Annotated in this window: 17 protein-coding genes and 1 pseudogene; 16 read left to right on the top strand and 2 right to left on the bottom strand. The window is 53.4% G+C overall.

What is annotated here, in order from left to right:
• Positions 1-145: 145 nt before the first annotated feature.
• From AC13H5_RS11720 to AC13H5_RS11645, 16 genes and pseudogenes are all read left to right on the top strand, one after another.
• Positions 146-646, top strand: coding sequence for a hypothetical protein (locus tag AC13H5_RS11720; protein ID WP_214754084.1), 501 nt, complete (start codon positions 146-148; stop codon positions 644-646).
• A gap of 71 nt (positions 647-717) precedes the next feature.
• On the top strand, positions 718-2,661 hold the full coding sequence (locus AC13H5_RS11715; protein ID WP_483545806.1) for a hypothetical protein: 1,944 nt from the start codon (positions 718-720) through the stop codon (positions 2,659-2,661).
• A gap of 262 nt (positions 2,662-2,923) precedes the next feature.
• The gene (locus AC13H5_RS11710; RefSeq protein ID WP_483545805.1) at positions 2,924-4,999 is read left to right on the top strand and encodes a bifunctional metallophosphatase/5'-nucleotidase; all 2,076 of its coding nucleotides are present in this window, start codon (positions 2,924-2,926) and stop codon (positions 4,997-4,999) included.
• Positions 5,000-5,196: 197 nt separating this feature from the next.
• Positions 5,197-7,884, top strand: a complete 2,688-nt coding sequence (locus AC13H5_RS11705; protein ID WP_483545804.1) for a glycosyltransferase — start codon at positions 5,197-5,199, stop codon at positions 7,882-7,884.
• Between the two features lie 10 nt (positions 7,885-7,894).
• Complete coding sequence (locus AC13H5_RS11700; protein WP_034778855.1) at positions 7,895-8,221, top strand: hypothetical protein; 327 nt, start codon at positions 7,895-7,897, stop codon at positions 8,219-8,221.
• A gap of 82 nt (positions 8,222-8,303) precedes the next feature.
• Positions 8,304-11,375 carry a CgeB family protein gene (locus AC13H5_RS11695; RefSeq protein ID WP_483545803.1) on the top strand — a complete coding sequence of 1,024 codons (3,072 nt, stop codon included), beginning with the start codon at positions 8,304-8,306 and terminating at the stop codon, positions 11,373-11,375.
• Positions 11,372-13,546, top strand: a complete 2,175-nt coding sequence (locus tag AC13H5_RS11690; RefSeq protein WP_483545802.1) for a glycosyltransferase — start codon at positions 11,372-11,374, stop codon at positions 13,544-13,546. The genes AC13H5_RS11695 and AC13H5_RS11690 overlap by 4 nt, the downstream gene beginning before the upstream one ends.
• A 141-nt stretch (positions 13,547-13,687) precedes the next feature.
• Complete coding sequence (locus AC13H5_RS11685) at positions 13,688-14,977, top strand: nucleotide sugar dehydrogenase (RefSeq protein WP_214754072.1); 1,290 nt, start codon at positions 13,688-13,690, stop codon at positions 14,975-14,977.
• 16 nt (positions 14,978-14,993) lie between these two features.
• Positions 14,994-15,791 (top strand): ABC transporter permease, encoded by a 798-nt coding sequence (locus AC13H5_RS11680; protein ID WP_034778846.1) that lies wholly within the window; start codon positions 14,994-14,996, stop codon positions 15,789-15,791.
• A 7-nt stretch (positions 15,792-15,798) separates the two neighbouring features.
• Positions 15,799-16,575 (top strand): annotated as a pseudogene (tagH, locus tag AC13H5_RS11675) (teichoic acids export ABC transporter ATP-binding subunit TagH); the annotation flags it as partial.
• 80 nt (positions 16,576-16,655) lie between these two features.
• Complete coding sequence (gene wecB / locus AC13H5_RS11670) at positions 16,656-17,762, top strand: non-hydrolyzing UDP-N-acetylglucosamine 2-epimerase (protein WP_483545801.1); 1,107 nt, start codon at positions 16,656-16,658, stop codon at positions 17,760-17,762.
• A 76-nt stretch (positions 17,763-17,838) separates the two neighbouring features.
• Complete coding sequence (locus AC13H5_RS11665; protein ID WP_034778840.1) at positions 17,839-18,318, top strand: hypothetical protein; 480 nt, start codon at positions 17,839-17,841, stop codon at positions 18,316-18,318.
• Positions 18,319-18,342: 24 nt separating this feature from the next.
• Positions 18,343-19,776 carry an MBOAT family O-acyltransferase gene (locus AC13H5_RS11660; protein ID WP_034778837.1) on the top strand — a complete coding sequence of 478 codons (1,434 nt, stop codon included), beginning with the start codon at positions 18,343-18,345 and terminating at the stop codon, positions 19,774-19,776.
• 18 nt (positions 19,777-19,794) lie between these two features.
• On the top strand, positions 19,795-21,036 hold the full coding sequence (locus tag AC13H5_RS11655; RefSeq protein WP_483545800.1) for a DHHW family protein: 1,242 nt from the start codon (positions 19,795-19,797) through the stop codon (positions 21,034-21,036).
• 37 nt (positions 21,037-21,073) lie between these two features.
• The gene (locus AC13H5_RS11650) at positions 21,074-22,486 is read left to right on the top strand and encodes a glycosyltransferase (RefSeq protein WP_483545799.1); all 1,413 of its coding nucleotides are present in this window, start codon (positions 21,074-21,076) and stop codon (positions 22,484-22,486) included.
• 101 nt (positions 22,487-22,587) lie between these two features.
• Complete coding sequence (locus AC13H5_RS11645; protein ID WP_483545798.1) at positions 22,588-23,091, top strand: YdcF family protein; 504 nt, start codon at positions 22,588-22,590, stop codon at positions 23,089-23,091.
• Between the two features lie 35 nt (positions 23,092-23,126).
• Here AC13H5_RS11645 and chrA read toward each other — a convergent pair whose 3' ends face one another.
• A complete protein-coding gene (gene chrA, locus AC13H5_RS11640) occupies positions 23,127-24,311 on the bottom strand; it encodes a chromate efflux transporter (protein WP_483545797.1) in 1,185 nt (394 codons plus the stop codon).
• A 5-nt stretch (positions 24,312-24,316) separates the two neighbouring features.
• Positions 24,317-24,625 carry a PadR family transcriptional regulator gene (locus AC13H5_RS11635; RefSeq protein ID WP_058764359.1) on the bottom strand — a complete coding sequence of 103 codons (309 nt, stop codon included), beginning with the start codon at positions 24,623-24,625 and terminating at the stop codon, positions 24,317-24,319.
• Positions 24,626-24,785 lie beyond the last annotated feature (160 nt).

The raw sequence follows: 24,785 nt of genomic DNA, 5'->3' as shown, positions 1-24,785 counted from the left end.
GCGTTTAACGCTGCCGGTTTTACTATGTAGTAAACTGAAAAAAATACATATTAATCCCAATAAATTATGGAAATTTAAAACAAATAAGGTATTATTATATTGGTTCTATTTTCTTTAGGGATAATATATAATTTGGAGGGGTATTATGAGTCGAGCACAACGGAAACAGAGACGAAAGTTCCAATTCCTCGTCAGGACGTTCGTCTTGGTCTGTCTGATTTTATCTGGAGTCATCTATCAACAAAACCAAGAAGCCGAGGCGAAAGTGAAGCTTCATGCGTCTACCTTGGGAAACGATTTGCGATTTAGCGGGATGGCGCTACGGTTAGATGCGAAAGGCCTATACATACACTCGAACAGCAGTCATAAACCGATGGGCTTCACAGGGGCCGAAATCGACCCGAAACGTGGGACGATCATCGTCCGTCGTGATCGCGGCGATTCGGTCGTCTCTATCATTGCCGAACCGGACGAGACGCTCACGAAACGAGGCATCACGATCGGGGCTTCTGGTGGCGGGAGAGTGACCCACTTGTATTTATATCAAAACGGTGTTCAGCTCAATTTGGCTAAACCGGCTGACTATGCAAAAGCAGCGGGTTCTACCTCTAATATTTGGATGACCATCATCAGTCAATCTCGATGAGTTACCGGCACGTCCGGTGCTCATCTTTTTTCGAGTCGAGGCAAGAATTTACTATAGAATGAGGGAAAACGATGCAAGCTTATCAACGTGGATTTTTAATGACGCCGACACAGACCACACGTGACGGGTGGGATATGGTCACTTTGCCGAACGGTGACTTCTTTTACTATGACCCAATCACCCCGGTCGACTTGATTCAAAATGGAAGTCGGTGGATGCTCGCTATGGGGGATGTCGTTGACATCCGAGCGATGAAGCGTGACCGGATGAACTTGCTTGCGCGACTGAGCGCAGAAACGACGGAAGCGTTCCACGAATCACTCGACTTCATGGGCGGTCGTTATGTGCTCATTCGTGGCGACGAGGCATCCGTCCGGCTCTACCACGATGCGACAGGGATGCGCGGCGTCTACTTCACGACAGAAGCGCCGCTCCGGGCCGCCAGTCATTTAGAGCTGTTGCAAGAAGACGTCCAGTCCGCACCGCACCCGCTCTGTTCAAGCGAGTTGCGTCAACACAACCATTACCACTTGCCGGGTCACTTCACGATCTATGAGACGATCCGGATTCTCGTTCCGAACCATTTCGTCGATGGGTCATGTGTGATGACCCGTTATTATCCACGGCGTCCGCTTGAATCGCTACCAGTCGAGGCGGCGATCGAACCGCTCCGGACCTGGTTCGACAACCAGTTGCATCAGCTGTTCGAGACAGACGAACGCATCATCTTCTCCCTCACGGCCGGGATCGACAGCCGTCTGTCGCTCGCGCTCCTGAAACCGTTCCTCGCTGAGATCGAGGCGTTCACGTACCAAAACGTGGCGCACGTCGAGTCGCTCGATATCGATGCGGAAGTCGCCACGATGATGGCGCGCGACCTCGGATTCGCCCATCGTATCATCCCGGTCGACGGCCGAGCGTTCGAACAAGCGGACGAGGCAAAACCGTTTCGCGATATGATGCGCCAAAGTGTGACGTCAAATCACGGTCATGCCCACGCCTATGAATATATGAAGCTGTACAACGACCGGCCGACGCGACATCTACGGTCGAACATCCTCGAGATCGGTCGTGCCTTTTACCGGAAAAACCGTACCCTCCCGGCCGAGTTCACCGTCGAAGGCGCGATTCGTTGCTATTCATGGAAGTCGCGGGAAGATGACCGTGTCGTCGCGTTATGGACGTCTTACGTTGAAGCGGTCGGGTTGACCGAGGCGACGCTCCACGGGTATGACCCGTACGACTTGTTATATTGGGAGTACCGGATGGGCATGTGGCACCAGCAAGTGCTCGCCGAGAGCGACGTCGCTTTCGAGACGTACATTCCGTTCAACGCCCGGGCCATCCTCGAGTTGTTCCTCGCGCCTGAATATGGGGACCGTCTATACGCAAAGCTGTTCTATGAAGTGATCGGTCATGAGTGGCCGGTGCTCGCGTTCTGGGGCGTGAACAAACGCGACACGATGCGCGATTATCTGCATCCGACGCTCGACCAAGACTGGATGCCGTTGAACGGGGTGATCACGAGCGGACGGTTGGACGAGTCGACGATCCCGTTGAACGTACGTCGCTTGACGACGAACGTGTCGTATCATCTTGAAGCGAACGCGATGAAAAAAGGGGACCACATGGTCTACTCGCAAATCTTGACGACGAAACCTGGTCAGACATATCGTTTGAACTTGAACGTGCTCAACCCGTTCGAAAAGCGGTCGTCCCTTGGCCTAGGACGGATGCGCTACGAGATTTGGGTCGACGGGGTCTTGTACTTGTCCGAGGATATCGCGGCCTGGGGCGGCCCGAACCAAGTATGGGTCGAGTTCGATGCGACGGCTGAGACGACCGAGTTCATGGTCCGGACGGTCGCCCTCCGTGACTGTGGACCGAACAAATGGGGCGCGGCCTCAAAGATGCAACTTGAGGCGCTGCGTCTTCAAGAAATCGAGCACGGTCATTTGAAGGCTGGGGCATCAAGCCCATTCACACAAGTTCATGAGCTGATTGAAGCGGAGTAAGGCTTTTTGCCTAACGTGTTTCAATTTCCAAGGAATCCCTCGATGTTGCAGTCGGGGGATTTTTTGGAAAAGATACACGGAATTAACGAAAAATTAATTGTATTTACTAGTGGAATTGGATATGTTTAGAGAGGAGAGTGGTCTCTGAAACGATAGGTCTGAAGACGGAATAGGGAGCAAGGCCAATTGTACTCCGTCAGACATTGTAAGCGCTATCATTCGTTTTAGTTCTGCTTCACCACATTTGAAAGGGGAAAATCAAATGCTCACACGTAAAACGAACAAGTTGTACGCTTCACTCGCTGTGGCGGCCATCACCGCTTCATCGATCGTTCCGGCAGCGACAGCTGACGCGGCACCGAAAGCGAAGACGGTCAAACTGAAAACGGACTTCGTCCGCGGAGGGGACCTCGACGCGTCACTCGACAAGACATACAAAGGGGCCAAGATTCACTGGTACAAGTCTTCGGTCAAGATGAACAAACTCGGTACATATCAAACGGCGAAAGGAATCGTTCTCGGCAAGGGGTTGAAAGTCGAGAAGCGCGTCCGCGTTTTGAACTATCCGGTCGCCATCGAGCCGGCTGAAGCACTCTCGTTCAAACAAGGGGAAAACGTGCCGAGCGCACTTCGTCTCGATGTTCGCTTTGCGAACGGTACAGTCGAGCGTCTCGTCCGCGTCCAAGGCATCGATACGTCAAAAATCGGATCGTTCACGGCACATGCGAAGTTCACGAGCAACGGCCGCACAATCGAAGCTGAGCTTCCATATTCGGTCGGTGGGAATACAGTATCATTCATGCACACGAACGACACGCACGCTTCACTCGACTTGGCGCCGAAACGCGCGACAGCCGTTAAGCAAGTTCGTGCCGAGAAGCCGAACGCTCTCTTGATCGATGCGGGGGACGTATTCTCAGGTTCGCTCTACTTCAACAAGTTTGAAGGTATGGCTGACTTGAAACTCATGAACTACATGAAATACGATTTGATGACGCTCGGAAACCACGAGTTCGACCTCGGCGGCGACGAAGACGGCAACGCAGAGCTTGCCAAGTTCATCCGCTATGCGAACTTCCCGTTCGTCAGTTCGAACCTCGACTTCTCAGCTGATGCGAACTTGAAATCGCTCTACCGCGATGCGGTGACGGACAAGCCATACAACGGTCGTCTCTATGAAGGTGTCATCAAAGAAGTGGACGGCGTCAAAGTCGGATTCTTCGGTCTCACAACAGAAGAGACGGCTGACATCGCCAGCCCAGGCGACACGCAATTCCAAGACTACATCGCGGAAGCAAAAGCAGCCGTGGCAGCGTTCGAGGCAGCTGGCGTCAACAACATCGTCGCGGTCACGCACTTAGGCTATGATGACAACCCAGCGGTCGACAACGATCAAATCCTTGCAGAAGAAGTTGAAGGAATCGACGTCATCATCGGCGGACACTCGCACTCGTTGCTTACGAAACCGGTCGTGAAGAACGCGGATTCGGATAACCCGACCATCATCGTCCAAGCGTACCAGTACAGCCAATACCTCGGCACACTCGACGTCACGTTCGACCATGACGGTAAAGTCGTCGCACATGAAGGTTCGGTCATCGACGTGTCGAAACTTGAAGCAGACGCGAAAGCGACGCAACTCCTCGCGCCGTTCAAAGAAGATGTCGACGCCTTGAAAAACCAACCGACCGGCGCTACAGCGACGGCAGCGCTCACGAACCCGCGTACGAGCGACATCGGTAACACGACAGGTGAGAGCGTCCGTAAAAACGAGACGGCGCTTGGTAACTTGATCACAGACGGTATGCTCGCGAAAGCGAAGACGTTCAACGCGGACGTCATCGGCGCGATGCAAAACGGTGGCGGCATCCGTGCAGCCATCGATGAAGGGGAAATCACGATCGGCGAAGTGCTCACGACGCTTCCGTTCGGTAACACGCTCGCCATCGCTGACCTCACTGGGACAGAGATTTACCAAACGTTCGAGCGCAGCGTCGGACCGCTTCCGAGCGAAAACGGCGGTTTCCTTCACGTGGCTGGCTTGAAAGTGACGTACGATAGCTCGAAACCGTCAGGCGAACGCGTGACAAAAATCGAGTACTTGAAAGACGACGCATACGTCCTCGTTGCGAACGACACGACGACATATAAAGTCGCGACGAACGCCTTCACGGCCAAAGGCGGCGACGGCTTCGAAGAACTAGGCAAAGCTTATACAGAAGGACGCGTTCAAGACCTCGGTCTCTCGGACTGGGAAAACTTGCGTGACCATGTGGCCGGTCTCAAAACCGTTGAGCCGAAAGTGGAAGGTCGCATCGTCGACACAGCAGCAAACTAAGCAGTTTCACTCTCCTGATTTTTTCAGGGGAGTGTTTTTTTGTTAATGGTCGTGAAAGTCGGGTATACGACAAGAGGGACGGGTCAATGGATTGTCATCTGACTGAAATTGCTTGCCTATCTGATATTTGATACTATGACAGAGGGTGTAGGTGTGAAGCCTACGATACGACATGATGAAAGAATGAGGCGAATTTAATGGATGTAAGACGATTATTGTCCGACGTTCAAGCGCACACGAAATGGGTACGTGCCGAACGGGAACGGATTTCACAAAAAGAACCACTAGATGAAGGCGATGTCGTTCTCATCAACGACTTGCCGTCTTTGACGAAGAAAGCCCAGCTCCCGTATTGGGACGACGCCAAACTCGAAGCCTACCACACGGCTCTCGAACAAGAATGGGACACGGCGTCCGAGCGATTCCCGAGCGACGTGGCTTCATTCCCGTCGTCGAACGGAACCGCGTATTACTATAAGAAGAAACTCATCGACGTGGCGTTCGTCGGACCGGTCGAACGGGCCGAGACGTGGCGTAACGTCTGCAACATCCATACGTTCAGTACGGTCACCGAGTTTTTAGAACTCATCAATGCCGGTGTGAACATCGAGTTCCTGATGATCAGCCCGATTCTTCCAGGAGAAGCGGCGACAAGTTTTGAGCATATGGGGACACCACGTTCACATTCGCGCGAATGGCTCGAAAAACTGATCAAACAAGCGAACTATCGGGACATCCCGACCGTGTTCCACACCGAGGCCGATACGAACCATTACGCTCGTTTCGCATCACTCGCGGCAAAATGTGATGTCGTCTTTACGGCCAACGAAGAACGGGTTCAAGATTACACGGAACTGTGCAACCATGACCGTGTCTTCGTCATCAAGCCGTTCGTCAACCAACTGCTCCACAATCCGATCGGGATGACGCGCCCGCGTCTGAACGATGTGCTCGTCACGAACGACTTCCCGATGCGCAACGTGTTCATGGACGACGTCAACAAATTGATGGACGGTGTGCTAGAGACGGACCATCAACTCTTTGTGACGAAGTCGAACCGTGATCAACATACAGAAGTCGCTGAGGCGTATCGTCCATATCTCGTCGCCAGCGAGACGAACATGGGTGACTTGAAAAAATCGGTCGACTGGATTCTTCATGTCAACGAAGTGAAGAACAGTCCGACTTACTGCGCCCAAGAGATCTATGATGCACAGGCGCGCGGCAATCTCGTCTTGACGAACTATAATATCGCCGTCAACAACGATTTCCCAAACGTGTTCATCGCGACGGGGCGGTTGGACGCAAAACAAATCTTGAGCATGTTCAAGACAGAAGACGAGATGGTCCGCCAGCAACTGTCTGGTGTTCGCACGGTTATGGGCGGCCATACGCTACACGACCGGTTTGAAGAGATGTTGTTCGCGCTCGGACTCGAGACGGAGGCACTCGGGGCCCGCCCTGTCCTCGTCGTCGGCTCGGGTGACGAGTCGCGTCTCCAAGCGATGATCGACGCACAGACGTATGCAAGCATCCGTTTCCGCATGGCGGACGCCGTGACCGAGACCGATTTACAAGAAGCGGCGTTCGTCGCATTCTTTGACTCGGCCTATACGTATGAGGCGTACTACTTGGAAGACATGATTAACGCCTTCAAATACACGGACGTCTCGTTCGTGACGAAAGCGGCCTACTTCGACGGCGAAACGTTCGTCACGGGCCCGGAACATGACTATGTGACGGACGTGACCGACGTCCACCGTTCGGTGTTCGTCGCCGAACAGTTGTCGCTAAAAGAAGTCGCGACGCGTACGCTCAAAACACGCACGTTACCAGGTTATGCGATTGACCGATACGAGCTCGTCAAAGGCGAGGTCGTCGTGACGCCGAACGCACCACGTGACTATAAACTGTCTGTCGTCGTGCCGGTATATAACAACGGCCGTTACTTGTATAACAAATGCTTCTTCAGTTTGAAGCGGAGTTCGATGTTTGACGACATGGAAATCTGGCTCGTCGACGATGGTTCGACCGACAACGAGACGGCTCGTTACGTCGAGCGCTTGGCACGTGAGCATGCGAACGTCTACACGTACTCGTTCGCGGATGGCGGCAGCGGCAGTGCCTCACGCCCCCGTAATAAGGGCGTCGAGCTCGCGACGACTCCGTATATCGCGTTCCTCGACCCGGATAACGAGGCGGTCAACGACGGCTATCATGAGCTGTATCAGTTGATGACGCGCGAACCGGGACTCGACCTCGCCGTCGGCAGTATGTTGAAGCTGTCGAACCGTGAGGCGATGATTGAACTCGAAGGGCTTGAAAAAGATGGCATTCGCATGATCGAAGATCCACGCGCCTACTTGCTCGAGCACAACTTCAAAGTCCAAAGCATCCAGGCGATGGTCATCCGCCGCGACTTCATCGTCGAGAACGGATTGAAGCAAGTCATCGGTGCGGTCGGTCAAGACTCGCTCTTCTTCCAAGAGATGTTCTTGTCGGCAGAACGGGTCGCACTCGTCGATTTGACGATCCACGATTATTACGCGGCCGTGGCCGGGTCGACCGTCAACACGATCACACGCCGTTACTTCGAGAAGTGTCTCTTGCGTGAGACGGCCCGAGCGAAAGCGTTCGAACGTGAAGGTGTGCTCGACGTTTACCGCGAGACGCGCTTTGAACGGTTCTTCGAGCTATGGTATCTCCAGTTCATTCGCCGGTCGCGGGAAGAGGACTTCCTCGGCAATGCGGACCTGTTATATGCCATCTATGAGCAGTTCAAGCCGCTCGAACCGAGAAGCCCGCGCTTCAAACAGTTCATCGATCTGTACGAGAGCGGTCAAAAAAATGAATTGAAACGTCTATATTTCGACGTATTCCGTTGAGGTGACAACCATGAGTGAACAATTGAAACAAGAAAAGAACCTTCTCGAGATGCAGCTCGCTGAACAAATCGAGGAGAATAAACGACTTCAACGTGAATACCGGATCAGGGGTCAACAATACCAACGTCTCTTGCATCGTTACGCCGAACTGCTCTATACGGTAGAGTGGATCTCGAAAGAAGTCGAGAAGGCCGATAAACGCTATCACCAAATGAGTCGGAAATTCACCCAAATCAATCGTAAATATCAAAGTTTGACACAGTCTAAAGTCGGCAAAGTACTCCTTAAAGTGCGGGCCATCCGAAGCCGCGTCGGCAAAATCGTCAAACGAAAATGACCAACCGGGAGCGACATGTGATGTGTCGCTTCCTTATTAGTGAAATCGAGGGGAACATCCCCGCAGTTTGGAGGAAAGACATATGGGTTGGCAAACGAAAGCACGTCGTGCGGCACATCTTGGTTTACAGCGCTCACGTCGCGTCGGGAAACGAATCATCAATAAGACGCGCAATCGCGTGATTTCCCGTAAAGGGGGACCGATCGTCCCGAATTGGTATACCGCATCGAATGCGGTGCACTTAGAAGGAGCGGACGTCATCGTCTCACGGCCGGAAGCGGTCGCACTCGCGTACCGAGCAGATGGGAAAGAAGAGGCGCTTGACCTCAAGCAAATGTTCTCAAAATCAACTCGTCATCTGCACGTCCAGTTTCGGGCGAAGGCGACAGGAGACGTCAATCCCGTCGTCAAAGTGTCGCTCTACCAACGGAACAAGCACTCACGTGACGTGTTCATCTACAATCAGGCACCGACCGACATCGCCTTGCTCGCGAACGAGACGCGAGTCCGCTTCGCCATCGAGACGGAAGGGAAAGGCTCTTATAGCGTCATCGAGTTGAACGTCAACGGTGTCTCGCTCTGGGATGTCGAAGGTATGGCTTACCATATGCAAGACGCTGATTTCGACTATCGCATCGATTTGACACCAAAACAGCTCGAGTTGATTTCGGCGATCAACCGCGTCGTCGACTTCGAAGACGATAAACTGTTGCTTCACGGCGTTGGCAGCCAGTACGTCCATTTCGGCGTCGGCGAGTCGGCGCTCCCGCACGTGAACACGAAACGTGCCATCGATTTCCCGCTCGGGGACATGGACGATGACGTCTATCGTTTCTATTTAAAAGGAGCAGTGACCGGCACGGCGAACGCTTCCCTGTTCGTCGTCACGTACACGGCGGACGGCCAAGACCAGATGATCGAGGTCCCGCTCGGGCTAAGCGGCATTATCCGCCTGACACCGAGCCATACAACGGTCCGCTATTTCGTCCGTTTCTCAGGTCACGGTGAGCTCCATGGATTGAAGCTCGGTATGGTCCGCGAGAAGAGCGTCCGGCGCGAAGAAATCCTGTCGCTCAAACCGTCGATGTGGACGGTGCCGACGCCGGATACGATCAAACTGAAACATAAACACGACCAGCTCGTCGTCAAGTTGAAGACCGGGGAAGGCAATCGCCGTTACATCTCGTATGCCGAGACGAACAACAGCTTCAAACTGTTGCCGGTCGACTTCTTGTTCGACGTCAAATCGAACAGTCGTTACCGGGTCACGGTCGATGGGGAGATGGGCGAAGGGACGAACGTCGTCCTCTATATCATCACGTATTCGACGGAAGGCCGATTGAATATGCAGCAAGTCCAACTCGGTTCAGAGAAAATCTTTGAGTTCGAGAAAGAGGCGCGTCGCCTCCGTTTCGCGCTTCGTGTCGACGGGGACGGGGAAGCGGTCATCGACCGGATTCGTGTCACCGAGGAAATCATCAGCGACCGGACGCGCAGCCCGGAATGGCTCGACGTGCGTGAAGCCCGTCTTTTCCGTGCCGTGCCGCGTGAGTTGCACGAACTGAAAGTCGCGGCCATCTTCGATGAGTTCACGACCGCATCGTACCGTCCGGAATGTGATTTGATCACGTTCACACCGGACAACTGGACGGCCGTCCTTGCCGATGAACAGCCGGACTTCTTGATGGTCGAGTCGGCGTGGAAAGGGAACGCCGGGGCGTGGGAGAAGAAAATCGTCAAATACGGCACGAACACGTGGGAAGAACTCGACGGCCTGCTCGAATGGTGCCGTCATAACAACATCCCGACCGTGTTCTGGAACAAGGAAGACCCGATCCACTACGATCGCTTCATCGAGACGGCCAAACGGTTTGACTACGTCTACACGACTGACGAGAACCGGGTCGAGGATTATATCCGCGACTGCGGTCACGACCGCGTCGGCGCGCTCCCGTTCGCCGCACAACCGAAAGAGCACAATCCGATTCGCTTGCCGGGTACGCGTGAACCGTACGCGTCGTTCGCGGGCTCGTATTATGCGAACCGTCATGAGTCGCGTCGTCAAGATATGGACCGTCTGTTCGCCGCGGCGAACCGTTACGGCCTCGTCATCTATGACCGCAACTATGAGATGAACCAACGCGGCGAGACGGACCAGCTCCAATTCCCGGAGCAGTTCCGTGACTCGATTCGCGGCAGTTTGAAATATAACCAGATCGCGAAAGCATACAAAGGCTTCAAAGTCATGCTGAACGTCAACTCGGTCAACGATTCGCCGACGATGTTCTCGCGTCGTGTGTTCGAAGGACTCGCCTGTGCGACACCGGTCGTCAGCACGCGTTCGATTGGCGTCAAGCAGATGCTCGGCGATTACGTCTTCCTCGATGAGGGCGATGCCATGCTCGACGAGACGTTCAAGAAGCTGTTGACGGATGACGCCTTCTATGAGGACGTCGCCATGCGCGGGATGCGTCACGTGTTGACGTATCACACGTACACGCAACGACTCGCCCAAGTCGTCGGTGCGATCGGCATCCCGTATCGGGTCGATCACGCCAAAGTCGCCATGGTCGCCATCGTCCGCTCGAAAGAAGAGATGGAGCGTGTCGTGTCGATCTATCAAGCGCAAGACTATGCCCACACGCATCTCGTCGTGTTCCTCGACAAGTTCGACGGTTACATCGACGTCTATAACGAGTACAACACCGAGGAGATCTCGACGTTCATGCTCAGCTATTTGACGCAGTACAACGCCTTGTCCGAGATTTTGGACGGCTTCGAATGGATGGCGTACGTCAACCGGGAAGACTACTACGGCCCGTCGTACGTGTCCGACTATATCTTGGCGGCGCGTTATGCCGACGCCAACATCTTGACGAAAGGCGACCATTACACGTTTGACGGGACGCTCGAGAAACAAGACACAGATGCGAGCTATCGCTACGTGTTCGACGCTGTGCCGACACGTTCGCTCGTCAAACCGGCGGCACTCCGCTTCTATAGCGTGAAAGAGGCACTCGACGTGTTGACGAAAGATGCGTCACTCCAAGAACTGGCCCAGTCCGGGGAGCGCATCTTTAGCATCGACCCGTATCAATACGTCAAAGGCGGAGCTAATCTCTCCGACGCAATGGTCCAGGAGGTAACGTTATGACGAAAGCACCGCTCCGCGTCCTCGTCTATGGGGACGTGAACTTGAACTTGATCGACGGGTCGGCCATTTGGCTGACATCCGTCGTTCACATGTTGAAACAAGACCCGTCGATTCACGTCGATATCTTATTGAAACGCTCGATCGTGAAGCCGGAAGTGACGGCGTCGATTCGTGAGTTGCCGAACGTCCGTTTCCTCGACGTGTTCAGCGAGACGTCACCGAAGAAGGACGAACCTTATTACGAGAAGAAAGTGCTCGAGCCGTCTGAGGCGGCCCAGCTCATCCATGAGCTCATGATGAGCGGGTCGTACGACTTGGCGTTCATCCGCGGCTTCCAGCTCGCCTACAACTTGTCAGCATATGAAGACACGATGGCGAAGACGTGGACGTATATCACGGATTTCACGCACGACCATACGCAGGCGTCGGACGAAGAATTGGCCCGCTTGAAACAAATCGCCTCGCGCTCGGCTCGCATGCTTTGCCAGACGTCGGCGATGAAAGATTATTTTGAGACGTTCCTTCCGACAGAGCGTCCGTTCCTCATCTTGAATCCGATGATTCCGAACGTGAAAGAGGCGACGCCATCGTTCACGAAACCGAACGACCGCCTCGTCTATACCGGCAAATTCGCCCCGCTCTGGTATTCGAGCGAGATTTTGACGGCGTTCGCGAAACTGCGTGGCACACATCCGGCGGCCGAGCTTCACGTCGCCGGGGACAAGTTCAATCAAGACCCGAACAACCCGAACTTCCGCAAAGACGTGACACACCGGCTCGGTCACGACCCGGGTGTGACGTGGTTGAAAGGTATCCCGCGCCGCGACGTCGAGACGTTAATCGAGTCGAGTGCGGTCGGCGTATCTTGGCGCCATCCGGAACTCGACGCCTCGCTCGAGCTGTCGACGAAGCTGCTCGAATACGGGGCGCTCGGAAAACCGGTACTGCTCAACCGTAACCCGATGCACGAGCTCATTCTCGGGGCGGACTATCCGCTCTTCGTCAACTCGGAGACGGAGTTCATCGACAAGGCACGCCTCGCACTCACGGACGCAGGCATCTACCGTGAGGCCGCCAAGCGCTTGTACGACATGGCCCAGTACTACACGTTCACGAACACGTACGCGCGTCTGCGCGACGAGTTGTGGGCGATGAAGAAGTTGACGATCGTTTTCGCCGGTCATGACTTGAAGTTCTTGAAGCTTTTCATGAAGCAGTTCTCGGAGAACCCGCGCTTCAACGTGCTCGTCGACCAATGGGATGGCCATAAGATTCACAACGTCAACCATAGTAAGGCATGTCTTGAGCAGGCCGACATCATCTTCTGTGAGTGGGGACTCGGCAACGCCGTCTGGTACTCGGAGCATAAGCTGCCGCACCAGAAGCTGATTGTGCGGATTCACCGTCAAGAGAAAGAGACGCCATTCCCGCGCCAATACAATTTGCACAACATCGACAAAATCATCCTCGTCTCGCCGTACATGCTCGAAGAGATGTACCGTCTGTTCCGCATTCCGCGCCATAAGATGACGATGATTTATAACGCCGTCGACGGCAAGCGTTTGGCGCAGCCGAAAGTGAAACAAGATTTGACGTTCCACCTCGGCATGATCGGCGTCAACCCGAAACTGAAGCGGCTCGATTTGGCGCTCGATTTGCTCGAGCAGCTGTTACAACAAGACAGCCGCTATAAACTCTTCATTAAAGGACATCACCCGAACGAGATCTACTGGATCAACAAGCGGGAAGAGGAGCGGGCGTATTACGACAAGTTGCTCGCCCGTCTCGAAGAGCCGCAATTCCAATCGAGCGTCCAGTTCGACGGCCACGGCGACGACGTGCCGGAATGGTTGCAAAAGATCGGTTTCGTCCTCTCGATGAGCGATCTCGAGAGCTTCCATTTGGCTCCGGCCGAAGCGATGACGTCGGGGACGTATCCGCTCATCCGTCACTGGACGGGAAGCGAGACGATTTATCCGGACGACGTATTGCTCGAAAATGTGTCCGACGCCGTCGACATCATTCGCTCGTACGCCGACGATTCAGACCGTTTGCTCGAAGCCGCAAAACCGCTTCAAGCCTATGCGTTTGAGCACTTCGCGGTCGAAACACTTGCTAAAAAGCTGGAACAGCTTATACTAGAGGCGTTGTCCGAAACGGAAAAACATTGATTTGTCATTAAAATGTAATTGCTCGGCTGATTTGTTCAAGAGTATAATGAGTATTGTTTTATTGTCGAAACTGAAATAAAATGATGGACATGCTCGCACTGAGAAATCGCAGGGCACACACACACTTGGAGGTTACTACAAATGAAAGTATGTACAGTAGGTCTTGGGTATATTGGTTTGCCGACATCGGCAGTCTTCGCTAAATACGGCGTCGACGTCGTTGGGGTAGATATCTCTCAAAACGTCGTAGATAAATTGAACCGTGGTGAAATCCACATTGAAGAGCCAGGTCTCGGCGAAGTCGTAGCCGACGTCGTCGCAAAAGGTAAATTCCGTGCGTCACTCTCACCGGAGAAAGCGGACGCCTTCATCATCGCCGTCCCGACACCAAACAATGATGACGAGCACAAGTCGTGCGACCTCACTTACGTTTTGGACGCGACACGTAAAGTCCTTCCATTCGTCGAGAAAGGCAACGTCATCATCGTCGAGTCGACAATCGCGCCACGTACGATGGACGATTTCGTCAAGCCGATCGTTGAAGAAGCTGGATTCGTCGTCGGCGAAGACATCTTCCTCGTTCACTGCCCAGAGCGTGTCCTTCCAGGACAAATCTTGCATGAGCTCGTGCACAACAACCGTATCGTCGGCGGCATCACGCCTGCCTGTGCGGAAGCTGGCGCACGCGTCTACGGCACATTCGTCGAAGGCGAGATCGTCAAGACGGATGCGAAGACGGCTGAAATGTCGAAACTCATGGAGAACACGTTCCGCGACGTCAACATCGCCCTCGCGAACGAACTCGCTAAAGTGTGTAACGACCTCGACATCAACGTCCTCGACGTCATCGAGATGGCGAACAAACACCCGCGCGTCAACTTGCATAGCCCAGGTCCTGGCGTCGGTGGTCACTGCCTCGCGGTCGACCCGTACTTCATCGTCGCGAAGTCACCTGACCTTGCTCAAATCATCAACTTGTCGCGTGAGACGAACGTCTCGATGCCAGCTTACGTGGCCGACAACGTCGAGAAGCTCGTTGCGGGCATCGAAGACGCGAAAGTCGCTGTCTTCGGCGTGACGTACAAAGGAAACGTCGACGACATGCGTGAAAGCCCAGCCGTCGACATCTGTGAGCTCTTGCTCGACCGCGGCGTGAACATCTCGGTTCATGACGGTCACGTCGAGAAGTCGACATCGAGCCGCTTCGACCTCGTATCGAAAGAAGAAGCGATTCAAGATGCGGACCTCGTCCTCGTCCTCGTCGACCACAACGAATTCAAGACACTCGATTTCGCTGAACTCAGCGGAGCGATGCGTCGTCCGATGATCTTTGACACGCGTAACATCGTGAAGCCGGCTGGCGACGATGTGGCTGTCGTAAACTACGGCAACTTGTACAAATTTACAAAGGAAACGAATCTCGTACGTTGATTCAAGGTGAATTCACATGTTTAAATCCGCGAAAGCTATTCTTTCAGAACTGCAATCGAGTAAGTATCTGATCATGCGTCTCGCGACGTATGAGACGAAGAGCAACTATTCAATGCAGTACCTCGGATTTTTATGGGAATTCGTCACGCCATTGCTGCAAATCGCAGTCTATTGGTTTGTATTTGGATTTGGTATTCGAAGCGGCAGGCCGATTGATGGCGTGCCGTTTCTGCCATGGCTCGTTGCGGGGATTGTCGTCTGGTTCTTTATTGCCGCGGCAATCACTTCCACGGCTCGGTCTGTCTATTCGAAGATTGGGTTAGTTTCTAAGATGAGCTTTCCAATCTCAACGATTCCTGCGTACGTCCTGTTATCGTTGTTTTATCGCCATGCCATTTTAGTGGCGGTATCCTACGTGTTAATGTGGGCGTTCGGCTATCCGATGGGGCTGCATTCGCTTTGGTTCATTTACTTGGCGATCAGTGCTCTTGCCTTACTTTACTCGCTAGCGTTAATCACGTCCGCACTGACGACCATCGTGCGCGACTTACAAAACTTATTGCAATCGCTCATGCGAATGCTCATGTACTTGACGCCGATTTTTTGGGTTCCGACCGGCCGTCTCGCAGATATTCTTCAAGTCAACCCATTGTATTACTTGATTGAAGGCTATCGTTCGATGTTCCTCGGTACCGATTGGCTCGCGAACAACTGGGCGTATGGTCTCTACTACTGGGCGATCGTGCTCGTCCTCTTCTTTGTTGGTTCGATGATCCATATGCGCTTCCGTCGATATTTCATCGATTACATTTGAGGAGGCTATCATGTATCAAGTTAAATTTGAGAACGTGTCAAAACGTTATACGTTATACAACAAGCCGACCGACAAATTGAAGGAGATTTTCCTCAATAAAACGAACGGGAAGCAATTCTATGCGCTCCGGAACGTCACGTTTGAAGTGCCGCCGGGCGAAGTCGTCGGCATCATCGGCATCAACGGGTCAGGGAAATCGACGATGTCGAACCTGCTCGCGGATGTCATGCCGCCCACCCACGGTCAAATCCAGTTAAAAGGCAAGACGGCGCTCATCGCGATCTCGTCTGGCTTGAACGGGAACTTGAGCGGGATGGAGAATATCGAATTGAAAGGGCTCATGCTCGGGATGACGAAACAACAAATCGCCGAGCTGACGCCACAGATTGTCGAGTTCGCCGATATCGGTGACTTCATCTATCAACCCGTCAAGACATACTCGAGCGGGATGAAATCGCGTCTCGGATTTGCGATTTCGATCAATATCGACCCTGATATCCTCGTCATCGATGAGGCGCTCTCGGTCGGTGACCAAACGTTCACCGACAAGTGTCTCACGAAGATGAACGAGTTCAAGGATCAAGGCAAGACGATTTTCTTCATCAGCCACTCCGTGTCACAAGTCCGGCAGTTCTGTACGCTCGGACTTTGGCTCGAGTTCGGCGAGGTCCGCGAATACGGACCGGTCGAAGAAGTCGCACGCGAATACAACAAGTTTTTAAGATGGTTCCGTAACTTATCGAAAGACCAACAAGACGCGTTTAAGGCGGATAAGTTGAAACGCCGGACAACCGTTGTCGAATCTACAGAGCTCGGCGAGACGTATATCTTGCCGCCGCTCACAGAAGAGGAGTTAGCGAATCGATGAAAAAAGTAATGACTGTCTTCGGGACACGCCCGGAAGCGATTAAAATGGCACCACTCGTCCTCGAGTTGAAGGAACGTGAAGGGGTCGAACCGATCGTCGTCGTCACGGCGCAACATCGTCAAATGCTCGACCAAGTGCTCGAGTTGTTTGAGATCAAGCCAGACTACGACTTGGATATCATGAAAGACAAACAAACGTTGTATGACGTGACGTCACGCGTGCTCAAAGGCATGGGTGAGGTCATCGCTGAAACGAAACCGGATATCGTCCTCGTCCATGGTGACACGACGACGACGTTCGCGGCATCGCTCGCGGCGTTCTATAACCAAGTCGCGGTCGGACACGTCGAAGCGGGTCTTCGCACGTACAACAAGTACTCACCGTTCCCGGAAGAGATGAACCGTCAGCTCACAGGCGTGATGGCCGACCTTCATTTCGCACCGACGGAAACGTCGAAAGAGAACTTGCTTCGTGAAAACAAACCGGAAGACAAGATTTTCGTCACGGGCAACACGGCCATCGACGCACTCAAAACGACGGTCCGTGAAGACTACACGAACGAGTTGCTCGACTCAATCCGTGAATCAGGCCGCCGTCTCGTCTTGCTCACGGCCCACCGTCGTGAGAACCTCGGCGAGCCGATGCGCAACATGTTCCGCGCCGTCCGTCGTTTGATCGAGAAGTATGACGATATCGAAGTCGTCTATCCGGTCCATATGAACCCGGTCGTCCGTGAACTCGCTAACGAGATCTTGCACGACATCGACCGTGTTCACTTGATCGAGCCGCTCGACGTCTTCGATTTCCACAACTATGCGTCAATCTCGCACTTGATCCTCACGGATTCAGGCGGCGTGCAAGAAGAAGCACCGTCACTCGGTGTTCCGGTCCTCGTCCTTCGTGATACGACGGAACGTCCGGAAGGCGTGGCCGCTGGTACGTTGAAACTCGCTGGTGTCGAGGAAGAAGTCATCTTCGGTCTCGCTGATGAGCTTCTTTCGGATGCAACGGCTTACGAGAAGATGTCGAAAGCCTCGAACCCTTACGGTGACGGGGAAGCGTCACGACGCATCGTCGACGCCATTTTGGCAACGGATTTCTAATAACTTAATGTAAAAGAATAAGAGTTGTCTCGTACATGCGTACGGCGACTCTTTTCTTATAAACGGAGGAAACGATATGGCAGTCAAACGAATTCGCCCTGCGATTTATCATTATTATCCGCGCGGCTTTCAAAAAGACCATTTACGGATGCGTGAAGAAGGGTATAAGACAGAAGTTACGTTCATGCCGGAGAGTGAGTCCGACTCGATTTATGTGCAACTGTTCGATTTGAAATTTGAAATCCCGCCGTCACAAATGTTTTTACCCGACGCCAAGATGGACCCTTGTAAGACAATTGGCCTCGATACACAGATTCACGTGCTCAGCGATGCGACCGTGAAGCTCGAGATGTATTTCATGCAATATAAAGATAAGGAACGTGTCTCGAACAAACGCTTCAAGTTGACGCTCAACCCGGGCGTCAACCAGATCGAGGAGTCGATTCCTCAAGTCGAAGGTGCGGAGTATTTCAAACTCTCTTACAAGTATGTGATTGAGACGACGGAGCCCCGGACCATTCGACTCGACGATTTATATCTCTCGTTTGAGGAGTAATCTTGTAGGAAGGGACTAACTCAGATGCTATTTAGTTCAACCGTCTTTTTATTCTATTTCTTGCCGATCGTCATCGGTTTGTACTTCATCTCGCCGCGTCCCGTCAAAAATATGATTTTGCTTGCCGCGAGTCTATTTTTCTACGCGTGGGGCGAACCGCGATTCGTCTTGATCATGCTCGCGTCGATCGTGATGAACTACGTCTTCGGACGGCTCGTCGATCGTGACCGACAACATGAAAAGAAAATCAAGTTATGGATGACACTCATGGTGCTCGGGAACTTAGGGATGCTCGGGGTGTTCAAATATGCGAGCTTCTTCGTCGAGAACGTCAACAGCGTCCTCGGCTTCTCGCTGAACGACCCGGAAATCCCGCTCCCGCTCGGCATCTCGTTCTTCACGTTCCAAGCGATGAGTTATGTCATCGACGTGTATCGCAAAGATGGTCAAGTCCAGCGCAACATTTTCGACTTGGCACTTTACGTCTCGTTCTTCCCGCAATTGATTGCCGGACCGATCGTCCGCTATCAGACGGTCGCCGATGAAATTGTCGACCGGCGCGAGACGATTGATGACTTCGTGTCTGGGATTCAGCGCTTCGTCATCGGTCTCGGAAAGAAGATGATTTTAGCGAACAGTGCCGGCTACGTCGCCGACCAGATTTTCGGCATGCCGGCCGGCGAGATGTCGACGACACTCGCCTGGATCGGGGTCATCGCCTATTCGCTCCAAATTTACTTCGATTTCTCAGGTTATTCGGATATGGCCATCGGGCTAGGGCGCATGTTTGGGTTCCACTTCTTAGAGAACTTTAACTACCCGTATATCTCACGTTCTGTTTCGGAGTTTTGGCGCAGATGGCACATGTCCCTCGGAAGCTGGTTCCGAGACTACGTCTACATCCCGCTCGGCGGAAATCGCCAAGGCGAGTGGAAGACGTATCGTAACTTGGCCATCGTCTGGCTCTTGACCGGTGTATGGCACGGGGCGAGCTGGACGTTCATCGCCTGGGGTGTATACTATGGGGTATTCATCATGCTCGAACGTGCATTTCTTGGGAAATGGTTGAAAGCGATGCCGTCTTGGCTGTCGCTATCGTTCACGCTGTTCGTCGTCATCATCGGTTGGGTGTTCTTCCGAGCCGACGATTTCCCATATGCGATCAGTTATTTACAGGCGATGTTCGGTCTTCACGGCGGTCCGCTATTCGACCAACAAGCGCTCTACTACTTGGTTCAATACGGTGTCGTCCTCACGATCGCCATCATAGGGGCAACGCCAATCCCGCGCATCGTCGTCGGGAAACTATTGAGCCAAGAACTCGATGAGACGAAATCGATGACGACTCGTCGCATCGTCGGACTTGTCCGTGTGACGGGCGTGACCGTGCTCTTCTTCTTATCGATTTCGTATATCGTGTCGAGCACGTTCAATCCATTTATCTACTTCCGCTTCTAAAGAGAAAGGAGCAATACGATGCAGAAGCCGTTAGATTCTCGAAAGCCTGGTCCACGCCCGATCAAAGAAAAACCGAAGGGGCTTGAAAAGTCCTGGTTCGCTGATTTTCTATTGCTCGGTGTGTTTCTAGGCGTACTTTTTCTCGGTCTGGCCACGTATTGGTTCGGTCAAGATCGGGAAGTGTCCGTGTTAGAAGGGCGTGAACTCGCACAACAACCGGAAGCATCGGTCAAGGCCGTGCGCGATGGCTCCTATATGGAAGCGTTTGAAACCTATTCGAGTGACCAAGTGTTCCAACGTGACCGTTGGATGGGGCTCCAGGCCGGTTTCCAAAAGAACATTTTCCGACAACAAGTCAATAACGGGGTGCTCGCCCTCGATAATGAGGTGCTCATCAGTCCAGACGAACCGGTGCGCGGGTTTGACAACATGAAGCGCCTGTTCCCGGAATTCGGGGCGGCGATGCAAGAACAGGACGTCCCGGTCTACTTCGCCTCAGCTCCAAGTAAGCCGGCTTTCGCCTCTAAAAATGAGTTGATTCCGGATTACGTCATGAGCGGGGACTTGGAGAGCCGCGGCAATTTACATGACGCGGTCGAAGGGGCCGAGTTCGAACTCATCGACCTCGGCGAGACAATCTTCAATCAACCGATGGAAGACATCTATTTCTATAACGACCACCATTGGAACGTCCACGGGGCTTTCCTCGGGTATCAACAAATCATCGAACGGCTCCAAGAAGACTATGCGGACGTGCCGAAACTTGAGGCGTCCGATATGGAGACGTTCAAGATCGACCAACCGTACTTCGGCTCGCACGCCCGTGAAATCTCACTCCCGTACGTCGAGAGACTCGACTACTTGGAATGGTTGGAACCGAAAGATGGCTTCACGACCGAGGTCTGCCGGAACGGTGATGACTGCGGCCACTCTGTCGTCGTGCGCGAAGAAGCCGAAGAGACGGCTCGGTTCTCTGACTTCTATCGTGTATTCATGGGAGACAACTATGGACAGCTGCGCATCGAGCAGAAAGATCCGGTCAACGACTTGCACGTGCTCGTCTTGAAGGATTCGTACGCCAACCCGGTGCTCGGCTTCCTCGGTGAATCGTTCGGGACAGTGTCGGCGATTGACGTCCGCTACGCGGAAGGCAAAGTCGATATCACGGACTACGTCGAAGAGAACGATGTCGACCTCGTCTTGTTCATGCATAACGACCGCATCTCCGGGATGTCTGGGGATTACGAAGATTCGTTCTAAGCTGTATATCACACGAAATTGAGAAGGGATCAATCAAATGAGGATTCTGTTACCTGTATTTTTCCACTCGGCGATGGGTGGGCTGCACCTTCACATTTTAGCGTCGGTCCGCCATTTACGTAAACATGGACACGATATCACGGTCGTCTCGAAACCAGGTCCGTTTGCGGATGAGATTCGCTCGCTCGGCGGGACCGTCATCGAGACGGACTATACGAACGAGAATGTCAAAGACGTGATCGAGCAGTTGATTGAATTGCCGTTCGACGTCGTCTATGCCCACCCGTTCAACTCTCGCCAACTCGGTGTCGCGGTGGCGGAGGCAAAGAATATTCCGTTCGTGCTCGTCATTCATGGGATGTATCACGATGACATCGATCAGTACCATACGAGTATCTCAAAAGTCATTGCTGTGTCTGACAAAATCGCGGAGTATTTGGTGGACCATTGTCCACAGATTGCCCCGAAAGTAGAAGTCATCTTGAACGGGGTATCGGATTTGTTCCAACCGAAAAAACCAGCGCGTAAGAAAGAACGTCTCGTCGGGATGTTCTCATCCCGCATTGACCCAGATAAGCTGTTTATTTTAGACGTCTTTTTAGACGGTTTGAAAGATGAGCGCGTCCAACAAATGCCGATTGATTGGTATGTGATTGGAGACGGGACTCAGCGCGAGAAGTACGAGGCTCGGTATAAAGAGACCGTTGAAGGGACGAACCAAAAAATCGAATGGCTCGGCTGGCTCAGTCAGGAAGAGCTTCCAGAGACGATGAGCGAAGCCGACTTTATTATCGCTCCAGGTCGAGCGGCACTCGAAGCCATGGCTGTCGGAAAGCCAACGATTGCCGTCGGCAGTAAAGGCTACCACGGCTTGATCACTCCAGAGTCATGGCGTGACGCTGCCAAAATTAACTTTGGCGGTATCGGGAAAAAGTATGACGGCTATAAGAGCGGCTCGATTGGTGATGAAATCAAGCGCCTACAGGACGAGTCGTACCGGGCTGAACTCTCGACATTCTCAGCCGAGTTGGTCGACCAAGAATTCCGAGACGTGGTCCCCCAAACTCGTCTGGAGCAATTGCTCCAAGAAGTGATCGCCGATGGCGGGCCTGCTGTCGAAGTGGAGGCGGTGTATCCGTACAGCCGTTACGAACAGCTCAACTATTATCGGGCGGCCCAATTGCTAGAAGGGAAGCTCGATAAGAAAGAAGCGCTCCGTAAGCAAACGAAAGAAGAACGAGATCAAGCCCGTAAGAACACGAACCAAGTGAAACGTGACTTAATTGCGGCGAACCGTTCGAATCGTGACAAGGACAAGCAAGTGTCCACCCTTGAAACGACGGTGAAGCAACTTGAATCTGAGAAAGAAGGTTTGGCTAAAGAAATCGAGACGTTGAAGCAACAACTCGACAAAGCGAAATCACATCCGATTGGTAAGTTCTTTATGTGACTTGGCGGCTATAACGAAGGACCGGTGGAAATTCCATCGGTCCTTCGTTGTCCCTCGATTTTAAAAAGATTGCTATAATCATCCCGAGGCAGGTGAGAGAGATGGCACAAAGAAACGCTGACGGCACGTATCGCTACGTCCTCGTCCTCGGTGCAAAAGTGAACGGGATTCAACCGTCCCGTGCCTTGTTGCACCGGATTGAAGCGGCGGCTGAATACGCGAATCAATATCCGCACGTCGAACTCATCGCTTCTGGGGGACAAGGACCTGATGAAGGAATGGCGGAGGCCCGCGTCATTGCCCGGGAGTTGACGGCACGTGGCATTGATGCGGCGCGAATCCATATCGAAGCGGAGTCGACGTCGACGTACGAGAACTTTCTGTTCAGCCGTCCGATTTGGAGTGGGGAGTCTGGTCTGACCGTCGTCACGAACGATTTTCACGTCAGGCGGGCCCGGCTCGTCGGTAAGCTGTATTTTGGCCTTGCGATCGATGCGCTCTACGCAAAGACGCCCCCGGCAACGAAATTGAAGTACGTCGTCCGCGAGCAGCTGGCGTACGTGAAACTATTCATCAATTATATGCGCTGGAAATGGCGGCCATGACAAAAGGGACTTCGCAATGAAGTCCCTTTTTCGTGTTATAACGTGCCGATGATCATCCCGCCGATGACCCCGACGATGACGAGCGCCCAAGGCGGCATCTTCCAATACGCGATCATGGCGAACAAGAAAGCAGCGAAGACGAAGTCGACCGCACCGTTCACCGTGCTCGTGAAGATCGGCTGATAGAAGGCGGCAATCAAAATCCCGACGACGGCAGCGTTGACACCGATGAGCGCACCGGCGACTTTTGGGTTGCGACGGAGTGCATCCCAAAACGGCAAGGCGCCGAGGATCAACAGGAACGCCGGCAAGAAGATGGCAAGCGTGGCGAGCAGACCTCCCGGCACGCCATTGATGACCGTCCCGAGATAAGACGCGAATGTGAAGAGCGGTCCCGGTACGGCTTGGGCGGCCCCGTAACCAGCGAGGAACGCCTCTTCACTTAAGAAACCGGCCGGTACGAGTTCGCGCTCGAGGAGCGGCAAGACGACGTGGCCGCCGCCGAAGACGAGGGCCCCGGCGCGGTAGAAGCTATCGAACATGGCGACCGATTGACTCTTGATCATCTCCCGTAAGATCGGCAAGATGACGAGGAGCGCCCCGAACAGGCCGAGAAGCGTCGCCCCGAGCCGTTTCGAGAGCGGGAACGAAGCCGACTTGACGTCGAGGTTTTGCGGTTTGAACAGCAAGAATCCGGCAAGTCCGGCGAGCAAGATGACGAGCACTTGGCTATAGGTCGTCTGCCATAACAGGACTCCGGCGAGTGCGAAGAACGCGATTGTCCGTGTCTTCGCGTCCGGCGTCAATTTACCGGCCATCCCGAGAATGGCGTGGGCGACGATGGCGACGGCGACGACTTTCAATCCATAAAGCCAGCCCGCGTCTGAGACGTCGAGTCCCGATACCAATAGGGCGAATAAGATGAGGGCGATGACGGACGGGGCCGTGAACCCGATGAACGACGTGATCCCGCCGAGGATGCCGCCACGGACGATCCCGATGCCGATACCGACCTGGCTGCTCGCCGGGCCCGGCAAGAACTGACAGAGGGCGACGAGGTCGGCATAGGCGCGTTCGTCCATCCATTTGCGACGGCGGACGTACTCCTCATGGAAATAGCCGAGGTGGGCGACCGGTCCGCCGAACGAGGTCAGGCCGAGCCGGGTCGATACGAATAAAATCTCAAGTAACGTTTTGAACGTTACGCGTTGGTTGGACATGTGCTTCACTCCTTAATTTCTTTGAATAGTTCATACGCTTTTTGACGGGCTTCCGCCAAGACGACGAGGCCTTTTTCGGTCGTCGTGTAATTCTTCCGGATATGACCCTCGACGAGCTCGTTCGTCCGGACGAGCAGCCCGTCTTGTTCCATCGAGTGCAAAATCGGATAGAGCGTGCCGGCGCTAATCGAGTAGCCGTGCTCGCGGAGCTCCTCGACCATCCATGCTCCGTACACCGGGTGTTCAGAGGCGTGGTGCAAGATATGGATATGGATAAAACCGAGAAACAGTTTTCGAAGAACGCGGTCTTCCACGTGCATCATCTCCTTAAAATCGGTTTTCGATATCGGTTTTCGTAATCATACTAACAATCGAGATGGGGAGGTGCAAGCCGAGAGGTGTCATTTACAAAAACTTAATGTGCGCATATTGGCGAGAATCGATTCGGAAAATATAGGGAATTTGTAAGAAATG

The sequence above is a fragment of the Exiguobacterium sp. FD-YE-25-4 genome (assembly GCF_057004685.1).
Note: the sequence above shows the minus strand (reverse complement) of the source record. Positions and strands in the feature narration are given on the sequence as shown.